The organism is Lentzea cavernae (genome assembly GCF_014653695.1).
GTDB classification, from domain to species: domain Bacteria; phylum Actinomycetota; class Actinomycetes; order Mycobacteriales; family Pseudonocardiaceae; genus Lentzea; species Lentzea cavernae.
Genome location: NZ_BNAR01000003.1, coordinates 267,528 through 292,061, shown reverse-complemented (window position 1 = coordinate 292,061; position 24,534 = coordinate 267,528). Strand labels below are relative to the sequence as shown.

Genomic DNA, 24,534 nt, shown 5'->3' with positions numbered 1-24,534 from the left:
CCATGGTGAGCGGTGCAACGTCATTTATCCAGGGGTCACTTCCTGGATTTGACCGCACCGTAAGCCGCGGTGCCTGCGAGGAGTAGTCCTCCAATCACAGCGAGCCAGAAAAGGCCTTTCACCACTGCCCCGACGACGGTCAGCACGATCCAGATCGCCACCAGCCACCCGATGATCGCCCACATGGGACTCCCCTTCCTCCCGCTCCGCTCCGTGAACGTCCGGCGCCTCGGTTTTGTTGCTTTCAGAGCCAGGCCTTGAGGCGGCGGAGGGCCTCCTCGACGTCCTGCGTGGAGCCCGCGAACGACATCCGCACGAAGTGGTGCCCGTCGACGGGGTCGAAGTCGATGCCGGGCACGATCGCGACCCCGGTGTCGTCGAGCAGCTTCTTGCAGAAGGCCATCGAGTCGTCCGTGAGGTGCCGGACGTCCGCGTAGACGTAGAACGCCCCGTCCGCCGGCGCCAACTTGTCGATGCCGAGGTCCGTCAGCCCCTCGACCAGCAGGTCGCGGTTGGTGCGGTACCTCTCGAGGTGCCCGGCCGTCTCGGCGTACGAGTCCTCGTGGAACGCCTCGACCGCCGCGTACTGCGCCAGCGCGGGCGGGCACAACGTGAAGTTGCCGGTCAGGCAGTCCACGGCCCTGCGCAGCCGCTCCGGCAGCAGCATCCAGCCCAGCCGCCACCCGGTCATCGCGAACGCCTTGGAGAAGGAGTTCACGACGATCGCGTCCCGGCTGGTCTCCCAGGCGCAGTGGAGGGGCTCGCCGTAGCTGATGCCGTGGTAGATCTCGTCGCTGATCAGCTGGACGTCGTTGCGCTCGCACCACCGCGCGATCGGCTCGACGTCGGCCGTCGTGCCGGTGGGGTTGGCGGGGCTGGCCACGATCAGGCCCTTGAGGCCCTGGTCGAGCATCTCGACCGTGGGCTGGAACCGCGTCTCCGGCCCGCACGGCAACTCGACGACCTCGCACCCCAGCGCCTTGAGGATGTTGCGGTAGGCCGGATATCCCGGCCGCGCCAGCGCGACCCTGTCGCCCGCGTCGAACGCCGCCAGGAACGCCAGCGTGAACGCCCCGGACGACCCCGTGGTCACCACGACGTCGTCCGCCGACACGTCCAGGTCGTACTGGCGCTGGTAGTGCCCGGCGATGGCCTGCCGCAGCTCGGGAATCCCCAGCTGCTCGGTGTACCCCAGCGCGTGCGCGTCGAGGGCCTTCGCCGCGGCCTCGCGCACCGGGCGCGGCGCGGGGCTCGACGGCTGCCCGGCGGCCAGGGAGATCACGTCACCGTGCGTCCGCTGCCTCTGCGCGGCGGCGGACAGCACGTCCATGACGTGGAAGGGCGGGACGTCGGCGCGGGCGGCCACGGTCAGCATGCCGCCAGGCTAATACCCCTGGTACCCGCCGCCCTGGGACATCGCCTTCAAGCCGGGGTGGCCCTCGAAGCCGCCGTAGCGCGAGAACGTGTACCGGACGCCCGCGATGATGTTGTCGATCGGGTTCCAGATGTCGTCGTGGCCGGGCAGCTTGTGGGCGTTGAACGTCGAGTCGATGCACTGCATGAGGCCCTTGGAGGGCGTTCCCGCCTGGGCGTTGGAGTCCCAGAGGTTGATGGCGTGCGGGTTGCCGCTCGACTCCTTCTCGATGATCTTCCAGATCTCGTCGATGTTCTCCTCGGTGACCGGGATCCCGTTCGCCTGCAGGATCTTGATGGCCTCGCGGATCCACTCCTCGACGTTGCCGGGAGGCGGGCTGCCCGAGGGCGGGCCTCCGCTGGAGCCGAGGCCGCCCATGCCGCCGCCCTCGCCTCCGCCGCCTCCACCACCGCCGCCGCCACCGGAAGCGCCGCCGCCGCCACCGGAAGCGCCGCCGCCGCCACCTCCTCCTTGGTTCGAGGTCGCGGGTGCCGGCGCGGGCTGTGTGTCCGGTGTGGACGAAGCCTTCGTCGAGTCGTCGTGCGGTGCGATCGGCGCCCACTCGACGGGCTTGCCGGGTGCGGGCGTGAACGACTGGGTGTTCGGGTCCTCGAGCGACGAGAACTTCGGGGTCAGCGCGCCGGGGCGGCCCTTGAGCGTGCCGGCGGCGGCGTTGACGGCGCTTTCCGCCTGGGACACAACGGGGTTGGCGTCACTGAGGGCCTCGGCGCAGTAGCCGCGGATGACGCTGTCGACGTCCTCCTGCGGCTGGCCGTCGAGCTGCCGGCGCGTCTGGCGGGCGCGGCTCAGCAGGGTCTCGCAGATGCGGCTCATCGAGGACTTCGCGGTCTCCAACGCGGCCGCGGCCGTCTCCAGGTCGGCCGCGGCGCTGGTGAGCGCCTCGGCCATGGAGGTGCCGCACTTCGTCACGTTGGTCATGTAGGCGACGAAACCGTCGGAGGACTTGCCCTCCCAGGCGCCGTCGAGCTGCGTGACGGACCGCTGCAGGACGTTCGTCTGGTCGCCGCACTTGCCCGCCGCCTGCTTCCAGCGGTTCGCGATGTCGCGCACGGCCTGCGGTTGCGCGGTCTCGACCTTGTCCGCGAGCGCGGCCAGTTCGGCGCCGCCGGGCAGCGCCGCGACTTCGTCCATCGCGCTCACGTCACACCGCCTTCATGGAGTTCTTGTTGACTTCTTCGACGTCTGCGACGTTGGTCTGAATCTTGTCGAGCGCGCTTTCGACTTTGCGCAGCACCTTTTCGGCCGCCTCGAACTCCTGCGCGCCGGCCTGGTCCATTGCGGACACAGCGCCTGAAATCGCACCGGATGACCCGAGTTTCCCGAAGATGTCCGGATTGCCGTACTGGCCGGAAAAGCCGTCACCGATCGCGCCGAACTGCCCGGCCTGACTGCTCACGGTAGTTCGGCACTGTTCCATGGCTTCAGCGTTCAACTTCGTAGGAGCCACGCGCCTTACCCCCTCAACGTCTACTCGCCGACCTTAGAACGAACCGCACCAGCCGGTGCTCCGATTCGCTCTTTCGATACGACGATGCCCGCCCGCCGAAGTTCGACGGACGGGCACGCGCGGAGGTTCCGTGATCAGACTTCTTGGAGCAGCTCCCAGACCGAGCCGGCGAGCCGGTGGTTGTCGACAGGCGTGATCGTGCACCAACTGCGCCCGTCACTGCTCGGCTTGAGCTGACGCAAATACCGCCCGTTGTGCGTGTCGTGGAAGGAAACGACGCGATTAGCCCGCCGCCCGCCCCGCTGCACACCGAACTGCCCACGCGTGGAAATGCCGTCGAGCATCCCGGCGAGCTCCTGAGCGTCACCGAGCCGCATGCCCCGCCGCTCCAACGTGGTGATCATCCGCTGAGCGTCGAGCCCCACGTCCTTGGACGCAGCCACCAGCTCGTCGTACGGCGCACTGATGGACCGCCCGAACCCGGCGGGCATCTCCCCGGCAACCGACACCGCGGCCTCGGCCAGCGCCGTGCCGCGCGCCTCGATCAACCACATCTCGTCGCGGTCCTGCACCGCCAGGATCGCCTCGTCCCCGATCGCCGCCGCCAGCCCGCTGATCTGCCGATCGGCCCAGATCCACAGGTCGATGGCCACCTGGTGGTTCGCCAGCAACGCGAACCCGTCGGCCAACTCGGGCACGACCCGCCCGTTGCGGGCGAGATCGCGCGCCTCCAGCGACTCCCAGGCCCGCTTCACCACCTCGGACTTCTCGGTGTGCGTGACGGACGGGATCCGCGTGTCGAGCGCGACGTGCGCGGCCGGGAGGCGCTGCGCCTCCCAGACCACGGCGAACTCCACTGTGGACAGAACCACAGAACCAGGTGCGCTCAACGGATCTACTTGTCCTTCGGGTCTTCGCCGATGACGGACTGAACCACCATGCGGTCATCACCGAACATCTCGTCGGAGTCGACGCCGTACTTCCGCACGTGCTCGCCGTCCTCGTCACCCTCACCCTTGGCGGCACTGGCGGCAGGCGACATCAGCGACCCGGCACCCTTGCCACCAACGCCGGCCTTGCCGGCTGCGGCGGCCGTGCCACGGCCGGCCTCAGGACCGACACCACTGGCACCGCCGGGCGTCATCGCGCCACCAGGCCCCTTGCCTGCAACCCCGGTGCCGCCTGCGCCTGCTCCGCCACCTGCTCCGGTCTTGCCGCCGCCGATCGTGCTCGGTGCGCCCTTCGGGCCGGCCGGTGCGATGGGCGTCTTCGGGGCCTGGCTCGGGCCGCGTCCGCCGCCGACGACCTGCGCGGCGCGGGCGCCGGCCGTGCCGCCGGCGAGGCCTGCGGCCGCGGTTGCGGCGGCGGCCACGCCGAACGGGGCGCCGCCTACCGCCTTGGGCAGGGCCGTGCCTGCGGCGATCGGGGTGCCGGGGGGTGTGCCGGGGATGATGCCGGTCGCGTTGCCCGGGATGCCCGGGGTCGGGGCGCCTGGGGTGCCGTTGAAGCCCGGGGTTCCGGGGGAACCCGGGGAGCCGGTGAAGCCGGGGCCACCGGTGACGCCGGGAGCGCCGGCGGCAGGCGTGCCGACCTGCGGTCCGACTGGCGTGGAGACAGCGGCGCTGGAGACCACGATGTCCGGCGCCTGTGCAGGAGCGCGGAAGCCGTCGAGCGAACTCTGGCTACCGGTGACGTACCCGTTCAGGCTGTCGATGGCCTGCTGGCGGGCCGCGTTGGTCGCCGCGACCTCCTTGGCGTGGTCGGTCTCGATGCCGAAGAAGCCGCCGACCTTGTCCCCGAGGTTCTGCTGAGTGTCTCCGCGCAGGTCCTGCGACGGCGGCGTGCTGTAGCGGGCCTGGCTGGTGCTCTCGCCCTGCTGCGTGATGGCCTTGGAGCTCTCGTTCGACGCCTGGGTGCTGTCGTCAAGACCAGCAGCGACCACGTCGGTCTCCTGGTGGCTCTTCTCGCCGGCGGCGCCGCCCCAGTCGATCTTGAGTTCCTTCAGCTGCGCGCGGATCGTCTGATCGACGCCCTCGATGGTGTTGGCCAGCGTTCGCAGCGCCTCGGAGGCCTCACCGAACTGCGACGCGACCGTGGTGCCCGAGAGCTTCTGGACCTCCTCAGCGAGATCCTGGTTGGACCAGCCGTCGAAGTTCCAGTCGTTGAGCTGCCGATAACCCGACATGGCTCCCCCTCACTTCACTGTCTTGAGCGTCGAGAGCGCGAGACCAGCGGCCTTCTCGGCCTTCCCGCACAGGACGGACTGGTCCTTCTCCTTCGTGGTGGTCGGGATGTAGCTGACCATCAGCTGCTGACCGTCAGCGACGTCGATCGCCACCGAACAGTCGAACCCGGTACCACCCTTGAGCGTGATCTGCACCGCGCCGAAATCGCCGACTTTGATCGATTTCGTGTCGACGTTGCCGCCACCGCGCTGCCAGTACGAAACGCCGTTGTGGGTCACGGCGCCGACCTGGTAGCCGAAGCCACCATCGCTGCCGAAGTCACAGCTCGGCGACTCCTTGCCGGCCACCAACGCCAGGTTGACGGGATCAGCCGAAACAACGCTGATCTGTTTCATCTGGTCCGCCGTGAGCAGCTTGCACGTGTCCACCGAGTCCAGCTTGAGAGCCTGCGGACGCTCGGGCAAGGTGGTCCCCGAATCGTTGCCGGACGAGCTGCTCGACTGCGGAGCGGGAGTGGGATTTCCCTTTTCCCCGCTGGTCGTGCAAGCCGAAACAGCGGCCACGGCGAAAACCGCGACTGCGAACTTGAGAAATCGCATTGTCACTCTTTCGACTTGCTGAACACGGCCTTGACCTCGTCCTCGGTGTATCCGTACTGCTCTGCCGAGGACTTCAACTGGTCGGCGAGGTTCTGCAGCTTCTCCAAGTACAGGGTGATCCGGTTCGCGTAGGAGTCGTTGTGGAAGACGAGCCTGTCGTTCCACGCCTTGACGACGTCTTCGGAGACTTTGTCGTCACTTCCCGGAATCCGCAGCTTGGGAACGTTGAGCCTGTACGCCTTCTCCAACAGCTCGAGCTGGTCGTGGACGACCTTGCCGGCTTTTAGGACGGTGTCCTTGTTCACGCTGAACTGCTGAGTCGACGGACCCGCGGTCAGCCTGTCCATCATCGACGACGCGGCCTTGAACGCCATCGCAGCTCCAGCCACCGCGCCGCCGGCCACACCCGCGACGGCACCGAGAGCGGCACCCGCCCCCGCGCTCTCCTGTGTCACGTCCTACCCCCGTACGGTTGGTAACGGTTCGGTCCCGCTTCGCAGGCTACCAACGCCCACGTAAGACGTACCTGTAGTTGGACGAAGACCACCCCTCGTTGGTTCCACGTCACCCTGCGTCCCGTTTCCACTGGCGACCTGCCGCGATTCCGGTAGCTTCCGCGAGTTGGGGGAGGAACGCACGCGACCACCTGGGGGAATCAGTGCACGGCCCACAACAGCCTTACCCGCCACACCCGTATCCGCAGCCCTATCCGTTTCAGCACCAACCGCAGCAGCCGCCGGGGAAAAGGCGCACCGGGCTGATCGTCGTCGCTCTGATCGCGGCGGTGCTGCTGGTCGGTGGGGGCGTCGCCGCGACGATCTTGGTCAGGAGTGGTGGCGAGTCCAAAGCTCCTGAGCCTGAGGCCGCCGACGCGAGCGTGATCGCGCAGAGGACTGAGCCTGAAGTGGTCAGGTACGGCGACGTGGCGGTGGTCGACGCCTGCACGGTGATGCCGGCCGCGCTGCTCGAGGAGGTCGGCTTCCGGGACGCCGCTCACGGCTGGCACAGCCAGACCTACGTGCCGCGGTCGGTGCCGGTGGCCGATGCGACGGTCAAGGACGAGAGCGACGCGATCTCCACGTGCCTCTACGAGTCGATGGCGGAGGGTGGGATCGAGCGCTTCACGCTGTCCGTGAGGCAGTCGCCGTTCAACGGCATGGAGTCGGCCGGTTACCAGGGCAAGGAGGACACCCCGGTGACCGCGGCCGGGCTCAAGGGGTTCGTCAGGCAGGGGCTCAAGGCGGACAGCTTCGACGCGAGCCTTCTCAGTGCGGACGGCAGGGCCGAGGTGAATCTGGGGGCGTCGCGCATGAGCAACGTCAAGGAGATCACGGATCCCAAGGCGACGTTCATGAAGTTGTTGGAGGGTGTCGCGGCGAACCTCGCGAAGGGTGCGCAGGGCAGGACGACGCACGTGCACACGGGGCGGTACGGGAGTGTGCCGAACGCTTGCGATGTCTTGAGCAGTCAGCGCTTCCAGGAGTTCACGAACGGCAAGGACTCCGGGGTGGTCGAGGCGGACTTCTACGAGCGGGAGACGTTCGACAGGTTCGGGGACGCCGTCTTCTACTCGAGCCCGCAGGAGTGCAGGCGGTTGTCGCCGGAGTGGTTCAGCGCGGGGCAGAGGAGCCAGGGCAAGGCTTTGAAGATCGCTCTCAGGACGTACCGCGACGCCGGGATGGCGATCGAGGACGCTCAGGACTGCAACCCGGACTCGCCGTCGCGCAAGGTCACGGGTGAGGCCGTGATGAGTTCGGAGAAGATCGGTGACTTCGCTGCCTGCAGTTTCCTGGTGGGCGACTCGCCGACCCTCTCCTTCGTGGCCGGGCGCACGCAGGTGCGGCTCACCGGCTACGGCGACTGGGCGCCCGACGAGCCCAAGGCCCAGGTCGTGGCCTTCACGCCGATCGCCCAGAAGATCGCGGACGACGTCCGGAAGGCGATCGGATAGGGCACAGCTAGTCGGGTGAGAACGGGCCGAGCCCCATAGCGTCATCCACGTGCTGGAACGACTCAACGAGGCCATGGCCCGCATCGAGGACGACCTCGAACGCGAGGTGGACGTCAAGGTGCTCGCCCGCATCGCGGGCACCAGCGAGTACCACCTGAGAAGGATGTTCAGCGCGCTGGCGGGGATTCCGCTGAGCGAGTACGTCCGGCGCCGGCGGCTGACGAAGGCGGCGAGCGAGGTCCTCAGTGGACAGAGTTCGTTGCTCGACATTGCCGTCAAGTGGGGTTACGGCTCCAACGAGGCCTTCGCGAGGGCCTTCAAGGCCATGCACGGGGTTGGGCCTCAGGAGGCGCGGGCCACGAAGAAGGCGTTGCAGTCGCAGCAGATTCTCACGTTCAGACTGGTTGTGGAGGGGAGTACGAGCATGGAGTACCGGGTTGTCGAGAAAGACGCGTTCCACGTCGTGGGGCGGGGGACGCGGGTGCCGTTGGTGCACCTCGGGATGAATCCCGCGATCGTCGAGTTCGTCAAGGGCATCGGGATGCCCGCGCTGGAGCGGATGAAGGCCCTCAGCGATGGGGAGCCGCAGGGGATGTTGGCGCTCACGTTCAACCAGGAAGGGGTCGAGGAGGGCGCGATGCTCGACTACTTCCAGGGAGTGGTGACCAGCAAGGAGGCGCCTGAGGACATGGAGACGCTCGCGATTCCTGCGGGGACGTGGGCGGTGTTCACGGCTGAGGGGCCTTATCCCGAGACCATTCAGTACATGTGGCGTGACGTGTACACGCAGTGGTTCCCGTCCAACAGCTACGAGAGTGCCGAGGGGCCGTCGATGTTGCGGACGCAGATCAACGGCGATCGGGCCACCGCGGAGTTGTGGATTCCCGTCACCAGCTGAGGACGAGGCGTTCCATCACGTCTCGCAGTTCCAGGACGGAGAGCCAGGAGTCGGGGATCACGGCGACGCCGTCTCGGGCGCCCAGGATGTTGCCGCAGATCGAGCCCGTCGAGTCGCTGTCGCCGGAGTGGTTGACGGCCAGCCGCAGCGCCGAGGCGAAGTCGGGTGCCACCAGGGCGGCGTGCAGGCCGATGGCGAGGGCCTCCTCGCCCACCCAGCCGCCGCCCAGTTCGGACTCGATCTCCTCCGGGGTGAGCGGGCCGAGGCCCATCACCTTGTCCAGCAACGAGGTCTGCTCCTCGTGGCCGTCCCAGCGGATCAGTTCGGCTCGGGCGATGCCCACTGCCGCGACCAGGTCCGTGCCGACCAGCAACGCGTGCACGATCGCGGCGAGGGCTCCTGCTGACAGGTAGCCGCTCGGGTGGTGGTGCGTCATCTTGGCCGTGCCGACGGCCAGCTCGAAGACCTCGCGCACGTCGGAGGACCAGACGGCGACGGGGGCGGCGCGCATCACGCCGCCGCAGCCCTTCGAGTTGTTCTTCTCGTTGTGCTTCAACGCGGTGATGCACGTGTGGCCCGGCGCACGTCGTGAGTGCAGGCGCTGGTCCGCCATCAGCCAGCCGTCGTCTGCGACCGGAGGGCCGCCCTGCGTGTGCAGCCAGCGCGCGTAGGCGGCCCGCACGGTCAGCAGCGGGTCCACGCCGTGTTGCCTTGCCAGCAAAAGACCTTCGAGCGTGAACAGCACCATCTGGGTGTCGTCGGTGATCTCCAGCGAAGGGAGGTCGACCACGCCGCTGGGACCGTAAAGGCGGCGGATGTTGTCGATCGACGAGAACTCGATCGGCGCGCCCAGACCGTCGCCCACGGCCCCGCCCAGCACACACCCGAGGAGGCTCACGGCAGCGTGATCTTCCCGTCGATGGCCTTCGCGGCGATGTCCGAACGGTGGTGCGAGCCGGTGAGGTGGATGTCCGCGACGCGCTTGTAGGCGCGGTCGCGGGCCTTCGACAACGACTTGCCGGTGCCCACGACCGACAGCACGCGGCCGCCCGCCGAGACCACGGCGCCGTCCTCACGGCGGCGCGTGCCGGCGTGCAGGACGCCGTCCGCCTCGGAGCCGGTGATCACGTCACCGGTGCGCGGACGGTTCGGGTAGCCCTCGGCCGCGAGCACGACCGTCACGGCGTAGCCGTTCTCCCACTCCAGAGCAGGAAGCTCCGAAAGCGTCCCGTTGGCCGCGGCCAGGAACAGCGACGAGATCGGCGACTTCAGCAGCGCGAGGACCGACTGCGTCTCCGGGTCGCCGAAGCGGCAGTTGAACTCGATCACCTGCACGCCGTCGGACGTCAGCGCCAGGCCCGCGTAGAGCAGGCCGACGAACGGCGTCTCGCGGGCGCGCAGCTCGTCGACGACGGGCTGCACGCAGCGCTCCACGATCTCGGACACCAGGCCCTCCGGCGCCCACGGCAGCGGCGCGTAGGCGCCCATGCCGCCGGTGTTGGGGCCTGCGTCTCCGTCGCCCACGCGCTTGAAGTCCTGCGCCGGGATCAGCGGCACCACGGACACGCCGTCGGTGACGCAGAACAGCGACACCTCGGGTCCGTCCAGGAACGACTCCAGCAGCACCGGGTGGCCGCCGTCGAGCAACGTCATGGCGTGCGCACGAGCAAGAGCCAGGTCGGCCGTGACGACCACGCCCTTGCCCGCGGCCAAGCCGTCGTCCTTCACGACCCACGTCGGGCCGAAGCGGGCCAGGGCGGCGTCCAGACGGGCCGGGTTGTCCACGACCTCGCTGTGCGCGGTCGGCACCCCCGCGGCGTTCATGACGTCCTTGGCGAACGCCTTGGACCCCTCGATGCAGGCCGCCTCGCGGGACGGGCCGAAGCACGGGATGCCGAGGGCGCGGACCGCGTCAGCGGCCCCGACCACCAGAGGTTGTTCGGGGCCGATGACGACGAGATCGGCCTTCCACTCCTTCGCGAGAGCGGCGACCGCCGAGGCATCGGCGACGTCGACGCCGTAGATCTCGGAGTGGCCCGCGATGCCTGCGTTGCCCGGCGCGCACGCCAAAGCAGTCAGCTGCGGGTCGCGCGACAACGCGAGGACAAGGGCATGCTCACGGGCTCCAGACCCGATGACCAGGACGCGCACGAGGCCTCACAGTAGTTCAGCCCAGCGCCTGCTTCGCCCCAGGGTGCAGCGGAACGGGGTCGGAGGCCGACGCCTTGTCCTTCGCGATGTCCTTCACGGCCGGGTGGACCTTCTCCAGGTCAGCCTTCTTGTCGAAGATCAGCTTGGTGACGGCGCAGGCGTTGTTGGCGGCGAAGTCCTCGCGGACGAGCAGCAGGTTCGGCACCACGATCGTGGGAACCTCGGCGACCCCGTAGGTCGCCGCCGGGATCGGCGCCGTGTCGTACACAGGGCTGATCTTCTTCATCTCCGGCAGCTGCGGGGTGATGTCGATGAACTTGACCCGGTCCTTCAGCGACGTCGTGATGTCGGTGATCTGCGGCGTCGGCAGCCCGCCCGACCAGATCAGGCCGTCGATGCTGCCGTCCTTCATGCCGTCCGCGGTCTTGGTCAGGTCGAGGCGCTGCGCCTGCACGTCGGAGTCGATGTTGAGACCCGCCGTCTTCAGCAGGCGTCCCGCGATGACCTCGGTGCCGGACTTCGGCGAGCCGGTCGAGATCCGCTTGCCCTTCATGTCCGCCACGGAGTTGATGCCGGAGTCCGCCCGGACGAGCACCTGCGTGTAGTTCGGGTAGATCCGCGTCAGCGCCGCGATCTTCTCCTTCTTGCCGTTGAACGCGCCCGTGCCGTTGACGGCGTCCGCGGCGGTGTCCGCCAGCGAGAACGCGATGTCGTACGTGCCGGCGACGAGCTGCTGGATGTTCTGCACCGACGCGCCGGTCTCGGCGGACGACGCCTTCAGCTTCGAGTTGTCGGAGATCAGCTTCGCGAGGCCGCCGCCGACCACGAAGTACACGCCACCGGAGTTGCCGGTCGCGATCGTGATCCGGCCGTCGGACGCCTCGCAGGACGCTTGAGAGCCGCCGGCGTCGGGAGTGGTGGGTGTGCGCTTGCCACCACACCCGGACACCACGAGCGCCAAAGCGATCGCACCGATCGCGTACTTATGCAGCTTCACGAACCCTCCCACGGGTCACCAGGTGTACCGCCACGGCCACCACGAGGAATCCGGCCCCGATGGCGATCGTCAACGGCTGCAGGTAGAGCAGGAACAACGCGGCCACCGCGCACAGGGCCCGTTCCGGCCAGCGCGCGGGACCGAACAACCAGCCGCCCGTCAGCACGGCGAGAGCGGCGACTCCCAGGGCGGACGCCCCGAACGCCCACACCGAGTCCAGCAACGGCCCGCGCAGCAGCAGTGCGGAACCGGCGTCGGTCAGCACGAACGCCAGCGGCACGAGGAACGCGGGCAGCGTGTACTTCCACGTCTGCCACATGGTCTTCATCACGTCGCCGCCGGTCAGCGCCGCCGCCGCGACGGCCGCGAGGGCCGTGGGCGGAGTCACCTCGGACAGCACCGCGTAGTAGAAGATGAACATCGCGGTCTCGGCCGGCTCGACGCCCAGCGTGATCAACGCCGGCCCGATCACGACCCACGAGATGATGAACGACGCCGTCACCGGCACCGCGAGCCCGAGCACCGACACCGCCACGGCCGCGAGGACCGCCGTCAGCATCAGCACCACGACGGGTTCGGACGTCAGCAGCGAGGCGAGGTCCACCAACGACCCCGCAAGCGCTTGCCCCAGCCCGGTCTTCGTGATCGTCGAGGTCACCACGCCGGCCGCCGCGCACACCGCGATCACCGGGAACGCCGAGCGCACGCCGACGGACAGCGCGTCCGCGATCAGCCGCAGCCACTCACGCCGGTGGTTGATCAACGCGAACAGCGCGGCCACGCCCGTCGCGTACACGACGGCCTTGTAGACCGGGATGTCCAGCGCCAGGAAGACGATGATGATCCCGAGCGACAGGAAGTGGTACCAGCCGAGCTTCAGCACGTCGAAGAAGCGAGGCGCGTCCACGTCGACCGGCCTGGCCCCGAAACGCCGCGCGTCCGCTTCGACGGCCAGCGCGATGCCCAGGTAGTAGAGCAGCGTCGGGATGATCGCCCAGACCAGCACCGACAGGTACGAGACCTCCAGGTACTCGGCGATGATGAACGCCGCCGCGCCCAGCGTGGGCGGCGACAGGATCGCGCCGATGCCGGACGCCGCGAGCAGCCCGCCCGCGTTCTCCTTGGGGTATCCGGCCTTCTGCAGCATCGGCCACGTCACGGCGCCCAGCGACACGGTCGTCGCCGTACCGGATCCGGACACCGTGCCGAGCAGGAAACCGGCGGTGGCGGCGGTGCGGCCGGGAGCCGTCCGCGACTTCCGGAACGCGGCGAAGCTGATGTCGACGAAGAACTTGCCGGCACCGAACGCGTTCAGCACGGCGCCGTAGATCGTGAACAGCACGATGTAGGTCGCCGCCACGTCCAGCGGTGTGCCGTAGAACCCGCTGCCGTCGTTGAAGAACCCGTTGATGATCTGCGGGAAGTCGACGCCGGAGTGCGAGACCGACCACGACGGCGGCAGGAACCCGCCGTAGTAGGCGTAGGCGATGAACGCGAGGCAGACCACCGGGAGCACCCAGCCGGTCGTGCGCCGGCAGGCCTCCAGGATCAGCACCAGCAGCACCGAACCGGCGATCACGTCGAGCGTCGTGAGCTGACCCTGGCGGTTCAGGAACTCGTCGTAGCCGCCGAACAGCGGGTACGCGCCGACGACGAACGCGAGGCCTGCCAGCACCCAGTCCCACCAGGGCGGTGTGTGCCCGCGGCCGTACGCGAGGAACACCAGCGGCAGCGTCACCGCCAGGAAGATGATCAGGTAGTACTGGCTTCCTTTGGCGAACGGGAAGAACACCTGTTTGAGGACCAGGAACGCGATCAGCAGACCGGCGATCCACAGCGTCCGCTCCCACCTGGGTGAGAGCGAACGCGACGGCATCTCCTCGTCGTGCTCCGCGACGATGCGGGCGAGGTCCGGGTTGGCCACGGACCGACCGTACTGTGGGGGCTGTCACAGCCCCAGGGGATCAATGCAAAGGGACTGCAAAGACTCAGACGACGGCACTGTCCACATAGCACCAGCGCCAGTTCTCGCCGGGCTCGAACGAGCGCATGACCGGATGCTGGGACGCTCCGAAGTGCGCCGTCGCGTGCCGGTGAGGGCTCGAGTCGCAACACGCCACGTGCCCGCAGGACAGGCACATCCGCAGGTGAGCCCAGTTGCGCTCACCCAGAGCGAGGCAGTCCACGCAGTCCTGGGCCGACTCCGGTGGCACGGTCCGGGGCAGGGTCGCCACGTGCGAACAGGTCATGGCTTCCATCATTACGCAGAATGAGCGCATGGTCGGGCCTGAACTCCTGCTGCTGCTCCTCGGTGCGTTGGTCGTCACTGCCATCGCGCGCCGGCTCAACTGGTCGGCACCACTGGTGCTGGTCGCCGTCGGCCTGGTGGTCTCGTTCATACCCGGCGTGCCGGAGTTCGAGCTCGATCCCCACCTGATCCTGCTGGTGGTGCTGCCGCCGCTGCTCTACAGCGCCGCGCTGGACAGCTCGTACCTCAACATCCGGGCGAACCTGCGGCCGATCGGCCTGCTCGCGGTCGGGCTGGTGCTGTTCACGACGCTGGTGGTCGGGGTGACGGCGAAGCTGGTCTTCCCGGACCTGCCGTTCGCGGCGGCGCTGGTCCTGGGCGCCGTGGTGGCTCCGCCGGACGCCGTCGCGGCCGTCGCGATCGGGCGGAAGCTCGGTCTGCAGCGGCGGGCGATGACGTTGCTGGTCGGCGAGAGCCTGATCAACGACGCCACGGCGCTGACGGCGTTCAAGGTCGCGGTGGCGGCCGCTGCGGGCGCCGCCATGCACCCCGTCGAGGGTGTCGGGCTGTTCCTGCTGGTCACGGCGGGCGGCATCGCGGTCGGGCTGGTCGTGGGCGTGGTGGTCAGGTTCCTGCGCAGGCGGCTCTGCGAGGGCGTGCTGGAGAGCGCGCTCGGGCTGCTGGTGCCGTTCGGCGCCTACCTGATCGCCGAAGAGGTCGCGCACGTGTCCGGTGTGCTCGCCGTCGTCGTCGCGGGCCTGTACATCGGCCACCACTCGCCGCGCGGCAAGTACATGACGCGGCTGCAGGACGCGGCGGTGTGGCGGTCGCTGGACGCGCTGCTGGAGGCGTTCGTCTTCGCGCTCATCGGCCTGCAGGTGTCGGCGATCATCCGGGACGTCGACCTGAACGCGGCCCTGTTGCTGGGGGCCGGAGCCGTGCTGCTCGCGGCGATCCTCGCCCGGTTCGTCTGGATGTACCCGGCCACCTACATCCCGCGCTACCTGTCCAAACGCGTGCGCGAGCGGGAACGCCCGCCGCACCTGGGCCAGGTGACGGTGATCGCGTGGGCCGGCATGCGGGGCGTGGTGACGCTGGCCGCGGCGGCCGCCGTCCCGACGAACGTCCCCGGCCGCGACATCATCCTGTTCTGCGCGTTCGTCGTCACGGTCGCGACCCTGCTGCTGCAGGGCCTGACGTTGCCGTGGGTCATCAACAAGATCGGTTTCGAGAGCGACGACGCCCGTCAGGACGCGCTGGCCGAGGCGCAGGTGCAGCACCGGGCCGCCCAGGCGGCGGTCACGAGGCTCGACGAGGAGATCTCCGACGTCCCCGACCACGTGCGCGACCAGCTGCGCACGCTCGCCGAGCAGCGGGGCAACGCCGCGTGGGAACGGCTCGGGAGGCAGGAGCAGGAGAGCCCGGCGGCCGCGTACCGCAGGCTGCGCCGGGTGATGCTGAGCGCCGAACGTGACGAGTTCGTCAAGGCCAGGGACAAGGGCGAGATCGACGACGAGGTGCTGTTCCGGGTGCTGCGCGAACTGGACCTGGAGGAAGCCGCACTCTCCCGTGAGTAACCGTTCACCTGCATTTCGTGTTGCGATGCTTGGGTTCCGCTCTCAACACAAACGGGAGGTCGAACGATGCTTCGGAGAGGTCTAGCCGCCGTGGTCCTCGTGTTCGCGGGTGCGGTGGTGGCGTCCCTGCCCTCCGCCTCCGCGCACGACGACAAGGGCCCGATCGTCATCGGGCACCGCGGCGCGTCGGCGTACCGGCCCGAGCACACGCTCGCGGCGTACGAGCTCGCGGCACGGATGGGCGCGGACTTCATCGAGCCCGACCTGGTGCCGACCAAGGACGGCAAGCTGGTCGCCCGGCACGAGAACGAGATCGGCGGCACGACGAACGTCGCCGACAAGACCCAGTTCGCCGACCGCAAGAAGACCAAGACCATCGACGGCGTCGCCGTCACCGGCTGGTTCACCGAGGACTTCACCCTCGCCGAGCTGAAGACGTTGCGCGCCAAGGAACGCATCCCCGCGATCCGCCCGCGCAACACGCTCTACGACGGCCGCTTCGAGATCCCGACGCTGCAGGAGGTCATCGACCTCTCCAAGCGCCTGTCCCGCGAGCTGCACCGCGAGATCGGCATCTACCCGGAGACCAAGCACCCGACGTACTTCCAGTCGATCGGTCTCGCGCTGGAGCCGAAGCTCGTCGACACCCTGAACCGCAACGGCCTCAACCGGAGCAGCGCCAAGGTCTTCGTGCAGTCGTTCGAGGTCGCGAACCTCAAGGAGCTCAACCGGTCGCTGCGCGTGCCGATCGTGCAGCTGGTCAACGCCTCCGGCGCGCCGTACGACTTCATCGCGGCCGGGGACAAGCGCACCTACGCCGACCTGGTCACCCCGGCCGGTCTGCGCGAGGTGCGGTCGTACGCGGACGGCGTCGGCCTCACCAAGGACATCATCATCCCGCGTGACGCAGGCGGTTTCCTGAAGGCGCCGACCACGGTCGTGAAGGATGCCCACAAGGTCGGCCTGATCGTGCACTCGTGGACGTTCCGCAACGAGAACTCGTTCCTGCCGGCGGACTTCCGGTCCTCGACCGACCCGGCCGCGTACGGCCGGGCCTTCGAGGAGTACGACCTGTTCTTCAAGCAGGGCATCGACGGCGTGTTCGCGGACAACCCCGACACGGCCGTCGAGGCCAAGGTCAAGCGCTAGCCAGTGCGAGCGTGCGGTCCCCGTCGAGCAGACCTCGCTGCTTGAGCAGGGGCCGCACGCCCTCACCGAACCAGTAGGCCTCTTCCAGGTGCGGGTAACCGGAGAGCACGAACTCGTCGATGCCGATGGAGTGGTACTCCTCGATGAGGTCCGCGACCTCGGAATGCGAGCCCACCAACGCCGTTCCCGCGCCACCGCGCACGAGGCCGACGCCCGCCCACAGGTTCGGATAGATCTCCAGGCCCCGCACGCCACGGCTGAGGTCGCCGCCGTGCAGCGCCAGCATCCGTTGCTGGCCAACGGACTCCGACGCGCCCAGCTGCGCCTGTGCCTGCGCCACCGCCGCCGGGTCCAGCGCGTCGAGCAGCTTCTCGGCCGCCGCCCACGCCTCCGCGGAGGTGTCGCGGCTGATCGTGTGCAGCCGGATGCCGAACCGGATCGGCCGGTCCGTCAGCGCCCGCACCCGCGCGATCTTCTCCGCCACGTCTTGAGGCGGTTCGCCCCAGGTCAGGTAGACGTCGGCCCTCGCCGCCGCCACCGGCAGCGCGGCGTCGGACGAACCGCCGAAGTAGATCGGCGGGATCGGGTCCGGCGCGGCCAGCACCGCCGCGTCCTGCACTTGGTAGTGGTCGCCGTGGAACGAGAACGGCTTGCCGGTCCAGATGCCGCGCACGACCTGGAGGAACTCGTCGGTGCGCGCGTACCGCTGGTCCTTGTCGAGCCAGTCGCCGAACCGTTGCTGCTCAACGGAATCACCGCCGGTCACCACGTTCAGCAGCAGCCGCCCGCGTGAGATCCGCTGGTACGTCGAGGCCATCTGCGCGGCCAGCGTCGGCGAGAGCACGCCCGGCCGGAACGCCACGAGGAACTTCAGCGTCTTCGTCTGCGCGATCAACGCGGCCGTGGTCAGCCAGGCGTCCTCGCACCACGTGCCGGTCGGCGTGAGCACGCCGGTGAACCCGACCTGCTCGGCCGTGCGCGCGATCTGGGCCAGGTAGTCGATGTCCGGCTCACGACGTGCCCCGGCGGCAGGCGCGCGGTTGGCGTGGAAGTGCTCCACGACCGTGCGGCCGTCACCGGAGGTCGGCAGGAACCAGTGCAGCGTGATGCTCATGCGAGATCTCCCTGGAACCTCGTGTCGACGAACTTCGCGAAGTCGACCTTGGTCGGCAACGTCTTCTCCTCGGTGAACGCGTCCGCGAGCTCCTGCTCGGACTTGATCAGCGTGTCGTCGATCTTCACCGGCAGGTCGCCGTTGCGGTTCACCGCGGCGAGCGCGACCTCGTACTTCAGGCCGGTCTCCGCCGCCCACGCCTTCGCCCACTCCTCGCGGTGCGTGTCGGCCCACTTCTGGGCCTTGTAGTAGCGGATCAGGTACTCCTTGAGCGCCGGGTTCTTCCCCTTGTCGTCCAACGCCTTGCGGCCCGCGACCTGGAAGCCGTACCCGTTCGACTTGCCCTCACCGGTGGTCAGCACGCGCGCCTTGGCCTCCTGCTGCGCCTGCGCCGTGTACGGGTCCCAGACAGCCCACGCGTCGACCTTGCCCTGCGTGAACGCGCCGTAGGCGTCGGAGGGCTGCAGGAAGTTCAGCGTGACGTCCTTGGTCGACAACCCGTTGGCGCGCAACGTGAGCAGCACCTGGCCGTGCGCAGAACTGCCCTTGGCGACCGCGATGTTCTTGCCCCTGAGGTCGGTGACCTTCTGCAGCGGCGAGCTCTCCGGCACCAGGATCGCGTCGGCCTCGACCTGTCCCTTGGACGCGCCGATCGCGGCGATCTTGGCGTTGGCGGCCGCGGCGAAGATCGGGGGTGTGTTGCCCACACCCCCGATGTCGATGGCTCCGGCGGACGCGGCCTCGAGCAGCGGCGGGCCGGAGGTGAACGTGGACCACTCGAGCTTGTAGGGGAAGTCGTTCAGCAGACCGGCGGCCGTGAGCAGTGCCTTCGCGCCGCCCTTCTGGTCGCCGACCTTGAGCACGACGTCGCCTGCGGGCGTGTCGGTCGAGCCGCCTCCCGCCGAGCACCCGGTCGTGAAGATGATCGCGGCGAGAAGGGCCAGGAGCTTTCGATTAGGCAGCTTCTTCAACGTCCACTCCCAGATCGGCGAGCACGCGGGTGCGTTGCTCCACAACGGATGCCCGGCGACGCGGGCGGGGCAGGTCGACGTGGTGCGTGGCGACGATCCGGCCCTCGTCGAGCACGAGGATCCGGTCGGCCAGCAGCAGCGCCTCGTCGACGTCGTGCGTCACGAGCAGCACGGCGGGCTTGTGCCTGATCCACAGGTCTTCCACCAGGTGGTGCATGGCGAGCCTGGTCAACGCGTCGAGCGCGCCGAACGGCTCGTCCAGCAGCAGCACGTCCGGCTCGCGGACCAGCGCCCGTGCGAGCGAGACCCGTTGCGCCTCACCGCCGGACAACGTCAGCGGCCACGCGTCGGCGTGGTCGGTCAGCCGCACTTCCTCCAGCGCCTTCAGCGCGACCGCGCGCCCGTCCGGCCTGTGCAGGCCCAGTGCGATGTTCTTCCAGACCTTGCGCCACGGCAGCAGGCGCGGCTGCTGGAACGCGATCGACACCGTGCCGGGGACCTCCGCCCGGCCCTGCACCTCGCGGTCCAGGCCGGCGAGGATCCGCAGCAACGTCGACTTGCCGCAGCCGCTGCGTCCGAGCAACGCCACGAACTCGCCCGGCTCGACCTCCAGGTCGATGCCGTCCAGCACCGTCCGGGGGCCGAAGGCCTTGGTCAGGCCGCGCACGCTCACCGCTTTTGCCACCGCAGGACCCTCCTCTCCAGCAACCGCACCAGGGCGTCCGTCGTCAGGCCGAGCAGCGCGTAGACCACGAGGCCGACGACCACGACGTCGGTGCGGAGGAACTCACGGGCGTTGTTGATCAGGAAGCCGAGGCCGGCGTCGGCGTTGATCTGCTCGGCGACGATCAGCGACAGCCACGCGGTGCCGAACGCGATCCGCAGTCCCACCAGGGTCTGCGGCACGGCGGAGGGCAGCACGACGTGCACGATCCGTTCGAACCGGCTGTAGCCGAGCACCTTCGCCGCCTCGACCAGGCCGGGATCGGTCTGCCGGATGCCCGCGTGCAGGTTGAGGTACAGCGGGAAGGCGACACCGGACGCGACCAGCGCGAGCTTGGGTTCCTCGCCGATCCCGAACCACAGGATGAACAGCGGGATCAGGCCGAGGTGCGGGAGCGTGCGCAGCATCTGGACGGGCGGGTCGAGCAACGTCTCGCCCCACCGGGAAAGGCCGGAGGCGAGTCCCAGAACAACGCCGACCAGACCACCGAGAAGAAATCCGAAGAAAACGCGCGTGATCGAAACGGCGAACGCATCGCCCAATTGGCCGTCCGCGATGAGCTCACCGGCGGATTCGGCGATCGTGACGGGAGAAGCGAGTTTGTCGGGTGACAGCACACCCGTTGAGCTGGCCAGTTGCCACAGCAGGACCAGCGCGATCGGGCTGATCCAGCGCAGTGGCAGCTTCAGTTTTCGCGCCTGTTTCGGCGGCACGGATTTCGGCCGCGCGGCTACGCCTGCTATGGACAAGGTCATAGGCAGGAAGTACAGGCGAGTGGGACAGGAGAGTCAACGACGCCCAGATCCTGAAAAAGCGTCGTACTTCGAGCTAATCGGAAGTGGGTGGTTTCCCAGAATCCGGAAACCACCCACCAGCGTGTGCTATTTAGCCGAGGACGTCGTGGCGCACGATCGTCTGGTCGCGGCCCGGGCCGACGCCGATCGCGGAGACGCGGGCGCCGATGATGCTCTCGAGGTACTCGACGTACGCCTTGGCGTTGGCCGGCAGCTCGTCGAACGAGCGGCAGTGCGAGATGTCCTCGAACCAGCCCGGCAGCTCCTCGTAGACCGGTACGGCGTGGTGCACGTCGGTCTGGGTCATCGGCATCTCGTCGACGCGGCGACCGTCCACTTCGTACGCGACGCAGACCGGCACCCTCTCGAGGCCGGAGAGCACGTCGAGCTTGGTGAGGAAGTAGTCGGTGATGCCGTTGACGCGCGAGGCGTACCGGGCGATCACGGCGTCGAACCAGCCGGTGCGGCGCGAGCGCCCGGTGGTGACACCGAACTCGCCGCCCTGCTTGCGCAGGTACTCGCCCTGGTCGTCGTTGAGCTCCGTCGGGAAAGGACCGGAGCCGACGCGGGTCGTGTAGGCCTTCAGGATGCCGATCACCGTGCTGATGCGCGTCGGGCCGACACCGGAGCCGACCGTCGCGCCACCACTCGTCGGGTTCGAGGACGTGACGAACGGGTAGGTGCCGTGGTCGACGTCGAGCAGGGTGCCCTGCGAGCCCTCCAGCACGACGATCTCGTCGCGGTCGAGGGCCTGGTTGAGCAGCAGGCGCGTGTCCGCGATGCGGTGCACGAAGTGCTGGCCGTGCTCGAGGACCTGGTCGACGACCTGGTCCGCGTCGAGCGCCTTGCGGTTGTAGACCTTGACCAGCACCTGGTTCTTGAAGTCCAGGGCCGCCTCGACCTTCTGGCGCAGGATCTTCTCGTCCAGCAGGTCCTGCACGCGGACGCCGACGCGGGCGAGCTTGTCCTGGTAGGCGGGCCCGATGCCCCGACCGGTCGTGCCGATCTTCGCCTTGCCGAGGTAGCGCTCGGTCACCTTGTCGATGGCCACGTGGTACGGCATGATCAAGTGCGCGTCCGACGAGATCAGCAGCCCGCTGGTGTCGACGCCCTTCTCCTCCAGGCCCGCGAGCTCCGTGAGCAGCACGCCGGGGTCGACCACGACACCGTTGCCGATCACGTTCTTCACGCCGGGCGTGAGGATGCCGGAGGGGATGAGGTGGAGGGCGAACTTCTGACCGTCCGGGAGGACGACGGTGTGACCCGCGTTGTTGCCGCCCTGGTAGCGAACGATCCACTGGACACGCTCACCGAGGATGTCGGTGGCCTTGCCCTTGCCCTCATCGCCCCACTGGGCACCGATCAGCACGACGGCCGGCATGTGAAACTCCAAGCACTTGGACTGGTTCGAGCGAATGCCGGTAAGTGAGGGTAGACCAGGAGATGACCGTGCGCGGAATCGTGTTGGCCTGCGGAAACACGCAGTCGCCAATGATCGCTCAACGTGACGACGTGGTGGCCGTCCCGGCACGCCCCGGCAAGGACCACGTAGATCAACATCTGGACGCTCCCCGGCTCGTCGTCGTGGGCACCGACGCCGACCTCGCCGCGGTGGCGTTGAGGTTGCTGCGCAAGGAAAAGCTGGGCTCGGTGGCACTGGGTTACGTGCCCGTCGCCGATTCGTCCGTCGCCGCTCTCTGGGGCCTTTCGACCGATCCCGGCCGCGCCCTGGACGTCGCCCTGAACGGTGACGTGGATCCCGTTCCGCTCGTCCGCGACGACGTCGGCGGAGTGCTGGTGGGTCTCGGCGTGTTGTCACCGGTTCGTGGCGTCGGGTACAGCGACGCGGACAACGTGCTGCGCGGTCAGGCGTCGCGGATCGAGTGCACGCCCGACCCCGACGGTGGCCTCGGGCTCCGGATCCGGATCGTCAACAAGCGCCTGCTCGGCTCCAAGGTCCGGGAGAGCCGCCCGCGCGCGTTCCAGCTCGGCTGCCTGCCCACGACGGTCGTCCAGGACGGTCACAAGCACCCTCGTCCGATGGACAAGTGGACCTGGTACCGCCACACCGAGGACCTGAGGCTCGTCCGAGGCGTTTAGTCATGCGCTTGTCATTCACTTGAGTGTCACTCGAAGGCATTGCTTAATTTCATAGCGTGACTGAGGGTAGGCCCGATCACTTTCCAACAAGGAAGGTCGGGCCGATGTCAAAAGTTAACCGGACCATTGGTGTTCTCGTTGCCACCGCGGCGATCACCTTTGGTCTTGTTTCCCCTGCACTCGCGACACCGCCGAACATCCCCTCCGCCGCCACCGCCAAGTCGGAACTGGCCGGCCTCACCGTCCGCGCGGACGGCTCGATGACGGGCTATTCGCGCGACAAGTTCCCGCACTGGATCACCCAGTCGGGTACGTGCAACACCCGCGAGGCCGTGCTGAAGCGCGACGGCACCAACGTCGTGACGGACTCCGCCTGCGCCGCCACCTCGGGCCGCTGGTTCTCGCCCTACGACGGCGCGACGTGGTCCGCGGCGTCCGACGTGGACATCGACCACATCGTGCCCCTGGCGGCCGCCTGGAGGTCAGGAGCGGCGTCCTGGAGCACCGCGCAGCGCCAGTCGTTCGCGAACGACATGTCGGGCCCGCAGCTGATCGCCGTCACCGACAACGTGAACCAGGCGAAGGGCGACCAGACCCCCGCCACCTGGAAGCCGCCGCTGACGTCCTACTGGTGCACTTACGCAAAGATGTGGGTACACACCAAGTACCGCTGGAGCCTCAGCGTGAACTCGGCGGAGAAGACCGAACTGACGGGCATGCTCGGAAGGTGCTGATGGCGTCCCTCTCCACGCTTTTCGTGGCAGGCCCCGGTGGCGTGATGACCGACGAGGTCGGCGTCGTCACCGGAGACCTGGAACTGTGCACGAACCTCTCCGACGACGGGAAGCTCCGCGCACTGGTCCGCTACGAGGGCGCGGAGGAGTGGTACGCGATCACGGGCGCTGCGTGCGTCCTGACCGATCCTCGCGATCACGAGCAGGTTCACTCGCTTCTAGTGGGTCTTTTGAACCGGCCGGAGGGCTGAGCGGCGGCAACGCCTCCATCGCCTCACTCCGACTCAGCCCCGTCGCCTGCAGCAGGTCCACCGCGACACTGCGGATCTGCGCCAGCACCACCTTGGACGAGAACCCGTCCCCGCCGAGACGCCGCGCGGTGAGAGCCCGCGCGGCGTCCCGCACGGCCTCCCTCGTCTGCTTGGGCTCCTTGCCCTTCTCCAACTCGCCCTTCAGGCAGTCCACGGCGTCCGCGTACTCCTTGAGCACACCCGGCACCCCGTCCGGAATCCGCTCGTCCGCCTTGAGAGCCGCCATCGTCCGCCGCGCGAGCACCCGCGTGTTCCGAATCGCGTAGTCCACCGGCCCCGCAGCCGTCTGGTACCTGCGGAGCTCGTCCTTCGACCGCCACCGGATGGGCGCGATCTTCGCGATCTCACTACCGGTCTGCAACGCCGCCTTGTAGTCGTCGATGGCCGTCTGACTGGTCCTGAGCTCGGCCAACACCCCGGCGGCCTTGACCGCGTCCTTCTCGTCCAGCGCCTCGGCGATGTTCCTCAGGGCAAGGCTCAGCGTGTTCGTCAACGCCTTGAGCTGCCGCTGCGCCACCGTCACGGGATTGGCCGGGATCAACGCCGCCACGGCCAACCCGACAAGACCACCGGTCAACGCGTCGATCATCCGGTCGAACCCACCCCCGGCACTGGGCGGCAACAACGTGGCCACCAGCACCGCACTGCTCCCGGCCTGCAACGCGATGACCGACCCACCGTCCAGCAGCACGGCCGCCGACATCGCCAACGCCACGACCAACGCGATCTGCCAGGGCCCACTCCCGATCCAACTGATCAGCGCGTCCCCGACCCCCACCCCGACCGACACGCCGACGACGAGCTCCCCGACCCGCCGCAACCGCTGCCCCAGCGACACCCCCAGGCTCACCACAGCAGCAATGGGCGCGAAGAACGGGTGCAGGTGCCCGATGACGAGGGTCGCCACCAGCCACGCAAGACCAGCGGACAGGGCACATTGGACGATCGGCAACGCGGCCCCGCGCCACCGCGCCAGCCCCCGCCCGACCGCTTCCCCGACCGCACCCACGCCGCACTCCACCCACTTGGTCGTCCGCTTGTCCGCCGCCAGTCTTGGGGCAACGGCCACCAGTCACAACCGGCAGGGTGGCATTTCCTTGCCCAGGGGCAAGGAACCTCACAGAACCACCGGGGCCGGGTGGGGCGGG

At 68.5% G+C, this 24,534-nt stretch carries 25 protein-coding genes; 6 read left to right on the top strand and 19 right to left on the bottom strand.

All coding sequences use genetic code 11. The annotated features are described in order from the left end of the window. Window positions 1-35: 35 nt before the first annotated feature. From IE307_RS11480 to IE307_RS11445, 8 genes are all read right to left on the bottom strand, one after another. Window positions 36-185 (bottom strand): hypothetical protein, encoded by a 150-nt coding sequence (locus IE307_RS11480; protein ID WP_191297891.1) that lies wholly within the window; start codon window positions 183-185, stop codon window positions 36-38. Window positions 186-244: 59 nt separating this feature from the next. Continuing rightward, window positions 245-1,375, bottom strand: coding sequence for a pyridoxal phosphate-dependent aminotransferase (locus IE307_RS11475; RefSeq protein WP_191297890.1), 1,131 nt, complete (start codon window positions 1,373-1,375; stop codon window positions 245-247). 9 nt (window positions 1,376-1,384) lie between these two features. After that, window positions 1,385-2,566: a transglycosylase SLT domain-containing protein gene (locus tag IE307_RS11470; RefSeq protein WP_191297889.1), complete on the bottom strand. Its 1,182-nt coding sequence runs from the start codon at window positions 2,564-2,566 to the stop codon at window positions 1,385-1,387. A gap of 10 nt (window positions 2,567-2,576) precedes the next feature. Further along, on the bottom strand, window positions 2,577-2,831 hold the full coding sequence (locus tag IE307_RS11465) for a hypothetical protein (RefSeq protein ID WP_191297888.1): 255 nt from the start codon (window positions 2,829-2,831) through the stop codon (window positions 2,577-2,579). Window positions 2,832-3,016: 185 nt separating this feature from the next. After that, window positions 3,017-3,772, bottom strand: coding sequence for an ESX secretion-associated protein EspG (locus IE307_RS11460; RefSeq protein ID WP_191297887.1), 756 nt, complete (start codon window positions 3,770-3,772; stop codon window positions 3,017-3,019). A gap of 5 nt (window positions 3,773-3,777) precedes the next feature. After that, complete coding sequence (locus IE307_RS11455) at window positions 3,778-5,067, bottom strand: WXG100 family type VII secretion target (RefSeq protein WP_191297886.1); 1,290 nt, start codon at window positions 5,065-5,067, stop codon at window positions 3,778-3,780. A 9-nt stretch (window positions 5,068-5,076) separates the two neighbouring features. Then, window positions 5,077-5,667 carry a DUF3558 domain-containing protein gene (locus tag IE307_RS11450; protein ID WP_191297885.1) on the bottom strand — a complete coding sequence of 197 codons (591 nt, stop codon included), beginning with the start codon at window positions 5,665-5,667 and terminating at the stop codon, window positions 5,077-5,079. A gap of 2 nt (window positions 5,668-5,669) precedes the next feature. Next, a complete protein-coding gene (locus tag IE307_RS11445) occupies window positions 5,670-6,122 on the bottom strand; it encodes a hypothetical protein (RefSeq protein WP_191297884.1) in 453 nt (150 codons plus the stop codon). Window positions 6,123-6,451: 329 nt separating this feature from the next. Here IE307_RS11445 and IE307_RS11440 point away from each other — a divergent pair, with 329 nt between their 5' ends. Beyond that, window positions 6,452-7,618, top strand: coding sequence for a hypothetical protein (locus IE307_RS11440; protein ID WP_191297883.1), 1,167 nt, complete (start codon window positions 6,452-6,454; stop codon window positions 7,616-7,618). Between the two features lie 49 nt (window positions 7,619-7,667). Continuing rightward, complete coding sequence (locus IE307_RS11435; protein WP_191297882.1) at window positions 7,668-8,516, top strand: AraC family transcriptional regulator; 849 nt, start codon at window positions 7,668-7,670, stop codon at window positions 8,514-8,516. Here IE307_RS11435 and IE307_RS11430 read toward each other — a convergent pair. The 5 genes from IE307_RS11430 to IE307_RS11410 all read right to left on the bottom strand — a co-directional run bounded on the left by IE307_RS11430 (window position 8,506) and on the right by IE307_RS11410 (window position 13,913). After that, window positions 8,506-9,414, bottom strand: coding sequence for an ADP-ribosylglycohydrolase family protein (locus tag IE307_RS11430; RefSeq protein ID WP_191297881.1), 909 nt, complete (start codon window positions 9,412-9,414; stop codon window positions 8,506-8,508). The genes IE307_RS11435 and IE307_RS11430 overlap by 11 nt on opposite strands. After that, window positions 9,411-10,667, bottom strand: coding sequence for a phosphoribosylamine--glycine ligase (gene purD, locus IE307_RS11425; RefSeq protein ID WP_191297880.1), 1,257 nt, complete (start codon window positions 10,665-10,667; stop codon window positions 9,411-9,413). The genes IE307_RS11430 and purD overlap by 4 nt, the downstream gene beginning before the upstream one ends. A gap of 16 nt (window positions 10,668-10,683) precedes the next feature. Continuing rightward, entirely contained in the window at window positions 10,684-11,664 is a 981-nt protein-coding gene (locus IE307_RS11420) for a TAXI family TRAP transporter solute-binding subunit (RefSeq protein WP_229904623.1), read from the bottom strand. Continuing rightward, entirely contained in the window at window positions 11,651-13,540 is a 1,890-nt protein-coding gene (locus tag IE307_RS11415) for a TRAP transporter permease (RefSeq protein ID WP_191298351.1), read from the bottom strand. Before IE307_RS11415 ends, IE307_RS11420 begins: the two co-directional genes overlap by 14 nt. 112 nt (window positions 13,541-13,652) lie before the next feature. Further along, window positions 13,653-13,913, bottom strand: coding sequence for a UBP-type zinc finger domain-containing protein (locus tag IE307_RS11410; protein ID WP_191297879.1), 261 nt, complete (start codon window positions 13,911-13,913; stop codon window positions 13,653-13,655). Window positions 13,914-13,941: 28 nt separating this feature from the next. Between IE307_RS11410 and IE307_RS11405 the strand changes: the two genes are divergently transcribed. Together IE307_RS11405 and IE307_RS11400 are read left to right on the top strand one after the other, a co-directional pair. After that, the gene (locus IE307_RS11405) at window positions 13,942-15,489 is read left to right on the top strand and encodes a Na+/H+ antiporter (RefSeq protein ID WP_191297878.1); all 1,548 of its coding nucleotides are present in this window, start codon (window positions 13,942-13,944) and stop codon (window positions 15,487-15,489) included. Between the two features lie 66 nt (window positions 15,490-15,555). Next, entirely contained in the window at window positions 15,556-16,638 is a 1,083-nt protein-coding gene (locus IE307_RS11400; protein WP_191297877.1) for a glycerophosphodiester phosphodiesterase, read from the top strand. Here the strand turns inward: IE307_RS11400 and IE307_RS11395 are convergent. The 5 genes from IE307_RS11395 to IE307_RS11375 all read right to left on the bottom strand — a co-directional run bounded on the left by IE307_RS11395 (window position 16,628) and on the right by IE307_RS11375 (window position 21,622). Then, the gene (locus IE307_RS11395) at window positions 16,628-17,752 is read right to left on the bottom strand and encodes an LLM class flavin-dependent oxidoreductase (protein WP_191297876.1); all 1,125 of its coding nucleotides are present in this window, start codon (window positions 17,750-17,752) and stop codon (window positions 16,628-16,630) included. The two genes, IE307_RS11400 and IE307_RS11395, sit on opposite strands and share 11 nt — an antisense overlap. Next, window positions 17,749-18,723, bottom strand: coding sequence for an ABC transporter substrate-binding protein (locus IE307_RS11390; RefSeq protein ID WP_229904622.1), 975 nt, complete (start codon window positions 18,721-18,723; stop codon window positions 17,749-17,751). The genes IE307_RS11395 and IE307_RS11390 overlap by 4 nt, the downstream gene beginning before the upstream one ends. Further along, on the bottom strand, window positions 18,707-19,408 hold the full coding sequence (locus IE307_RS11385; protein WP_191297875.1) for an ABC transporter ATP-binding protein: 702 nt from the start codon (window positions 19,406-19,408) through the stop codon (window positions 18,707-18,709). Before IE307_RS11385 ends, IE307_RS11390 begins: the two co-directional genes overlap by 17 nt. After that, entirely contained in the window at window positions 19,393-20,202 is an 810-nt protein-coding gene (locus tag IE307_RS11380) for an ABC transporter permease (protein ID WP_191297874.1), read from the bottom strand. Before IE307_RS11380 ends, IE307_RS11385 begins: the two co-directional genes overlap by 16 nt. Before the next feature lie 130 nt (window positions 20,203-20,332). Next, complete coding sequence (locus IE307_RS11375) at window positions 20,333-21,622, bottom strand: adenylosuccinate synthase (protein WP_191297873.1); 1,290 nt, start codon at window positions 21,620-21,622, stop codon at window positions 20,333-20,335. Between the two features lie 110 nt (window positions 21,623-21,732). On the opposite strand from IE307_RS11375, the gene IE307_RS11370 reads away from it, so the two are divergent. After that, window positions 21,733-22,341 (top strand): hypothetical protein, encoded by a 609-nt coding sequence (locus tag IE307_RS11370; RefSeq protein ID WP_229904621.1) that lies wholly within the window; start codon window positions 21,733-21,735, stop codon window positions 22,339-22,341. Window positions 22,342-22,445: 104 nt separating this feature from the next. Continuing rightward, the gene (locus IE307_RS11365; protein WP_191297871.1) at window positions 22,446-23,075 is read left to right on the top strand and encodes an HNH endonuclease family protein; all 630 of its coding nucleotides are present in this window, start codon (window positions 22,446-22,448) and stop codon (window positions 23,073-23,075) included. 159 nt (window positions 23,076-23,234) lie between these two features. Here IE307_RS11365 and IE307_RS11360 read toward each other — a convergent pair whose 3' ends face one another. After that, the gene (locus IE307_RS11360) at window positions 23,235-24,395 is read right to left on the bottom strand and encodes an FUSC family protein (protein ID WP_191297870.1); all 1,161 of its coding nucleotides are present in this window, start codon (window positions 24,393-24,395) and stop codon (window positions 23,235-23,237) included. Window positions 24,396-24,534 lie beyond the last annotated feature (139 nt).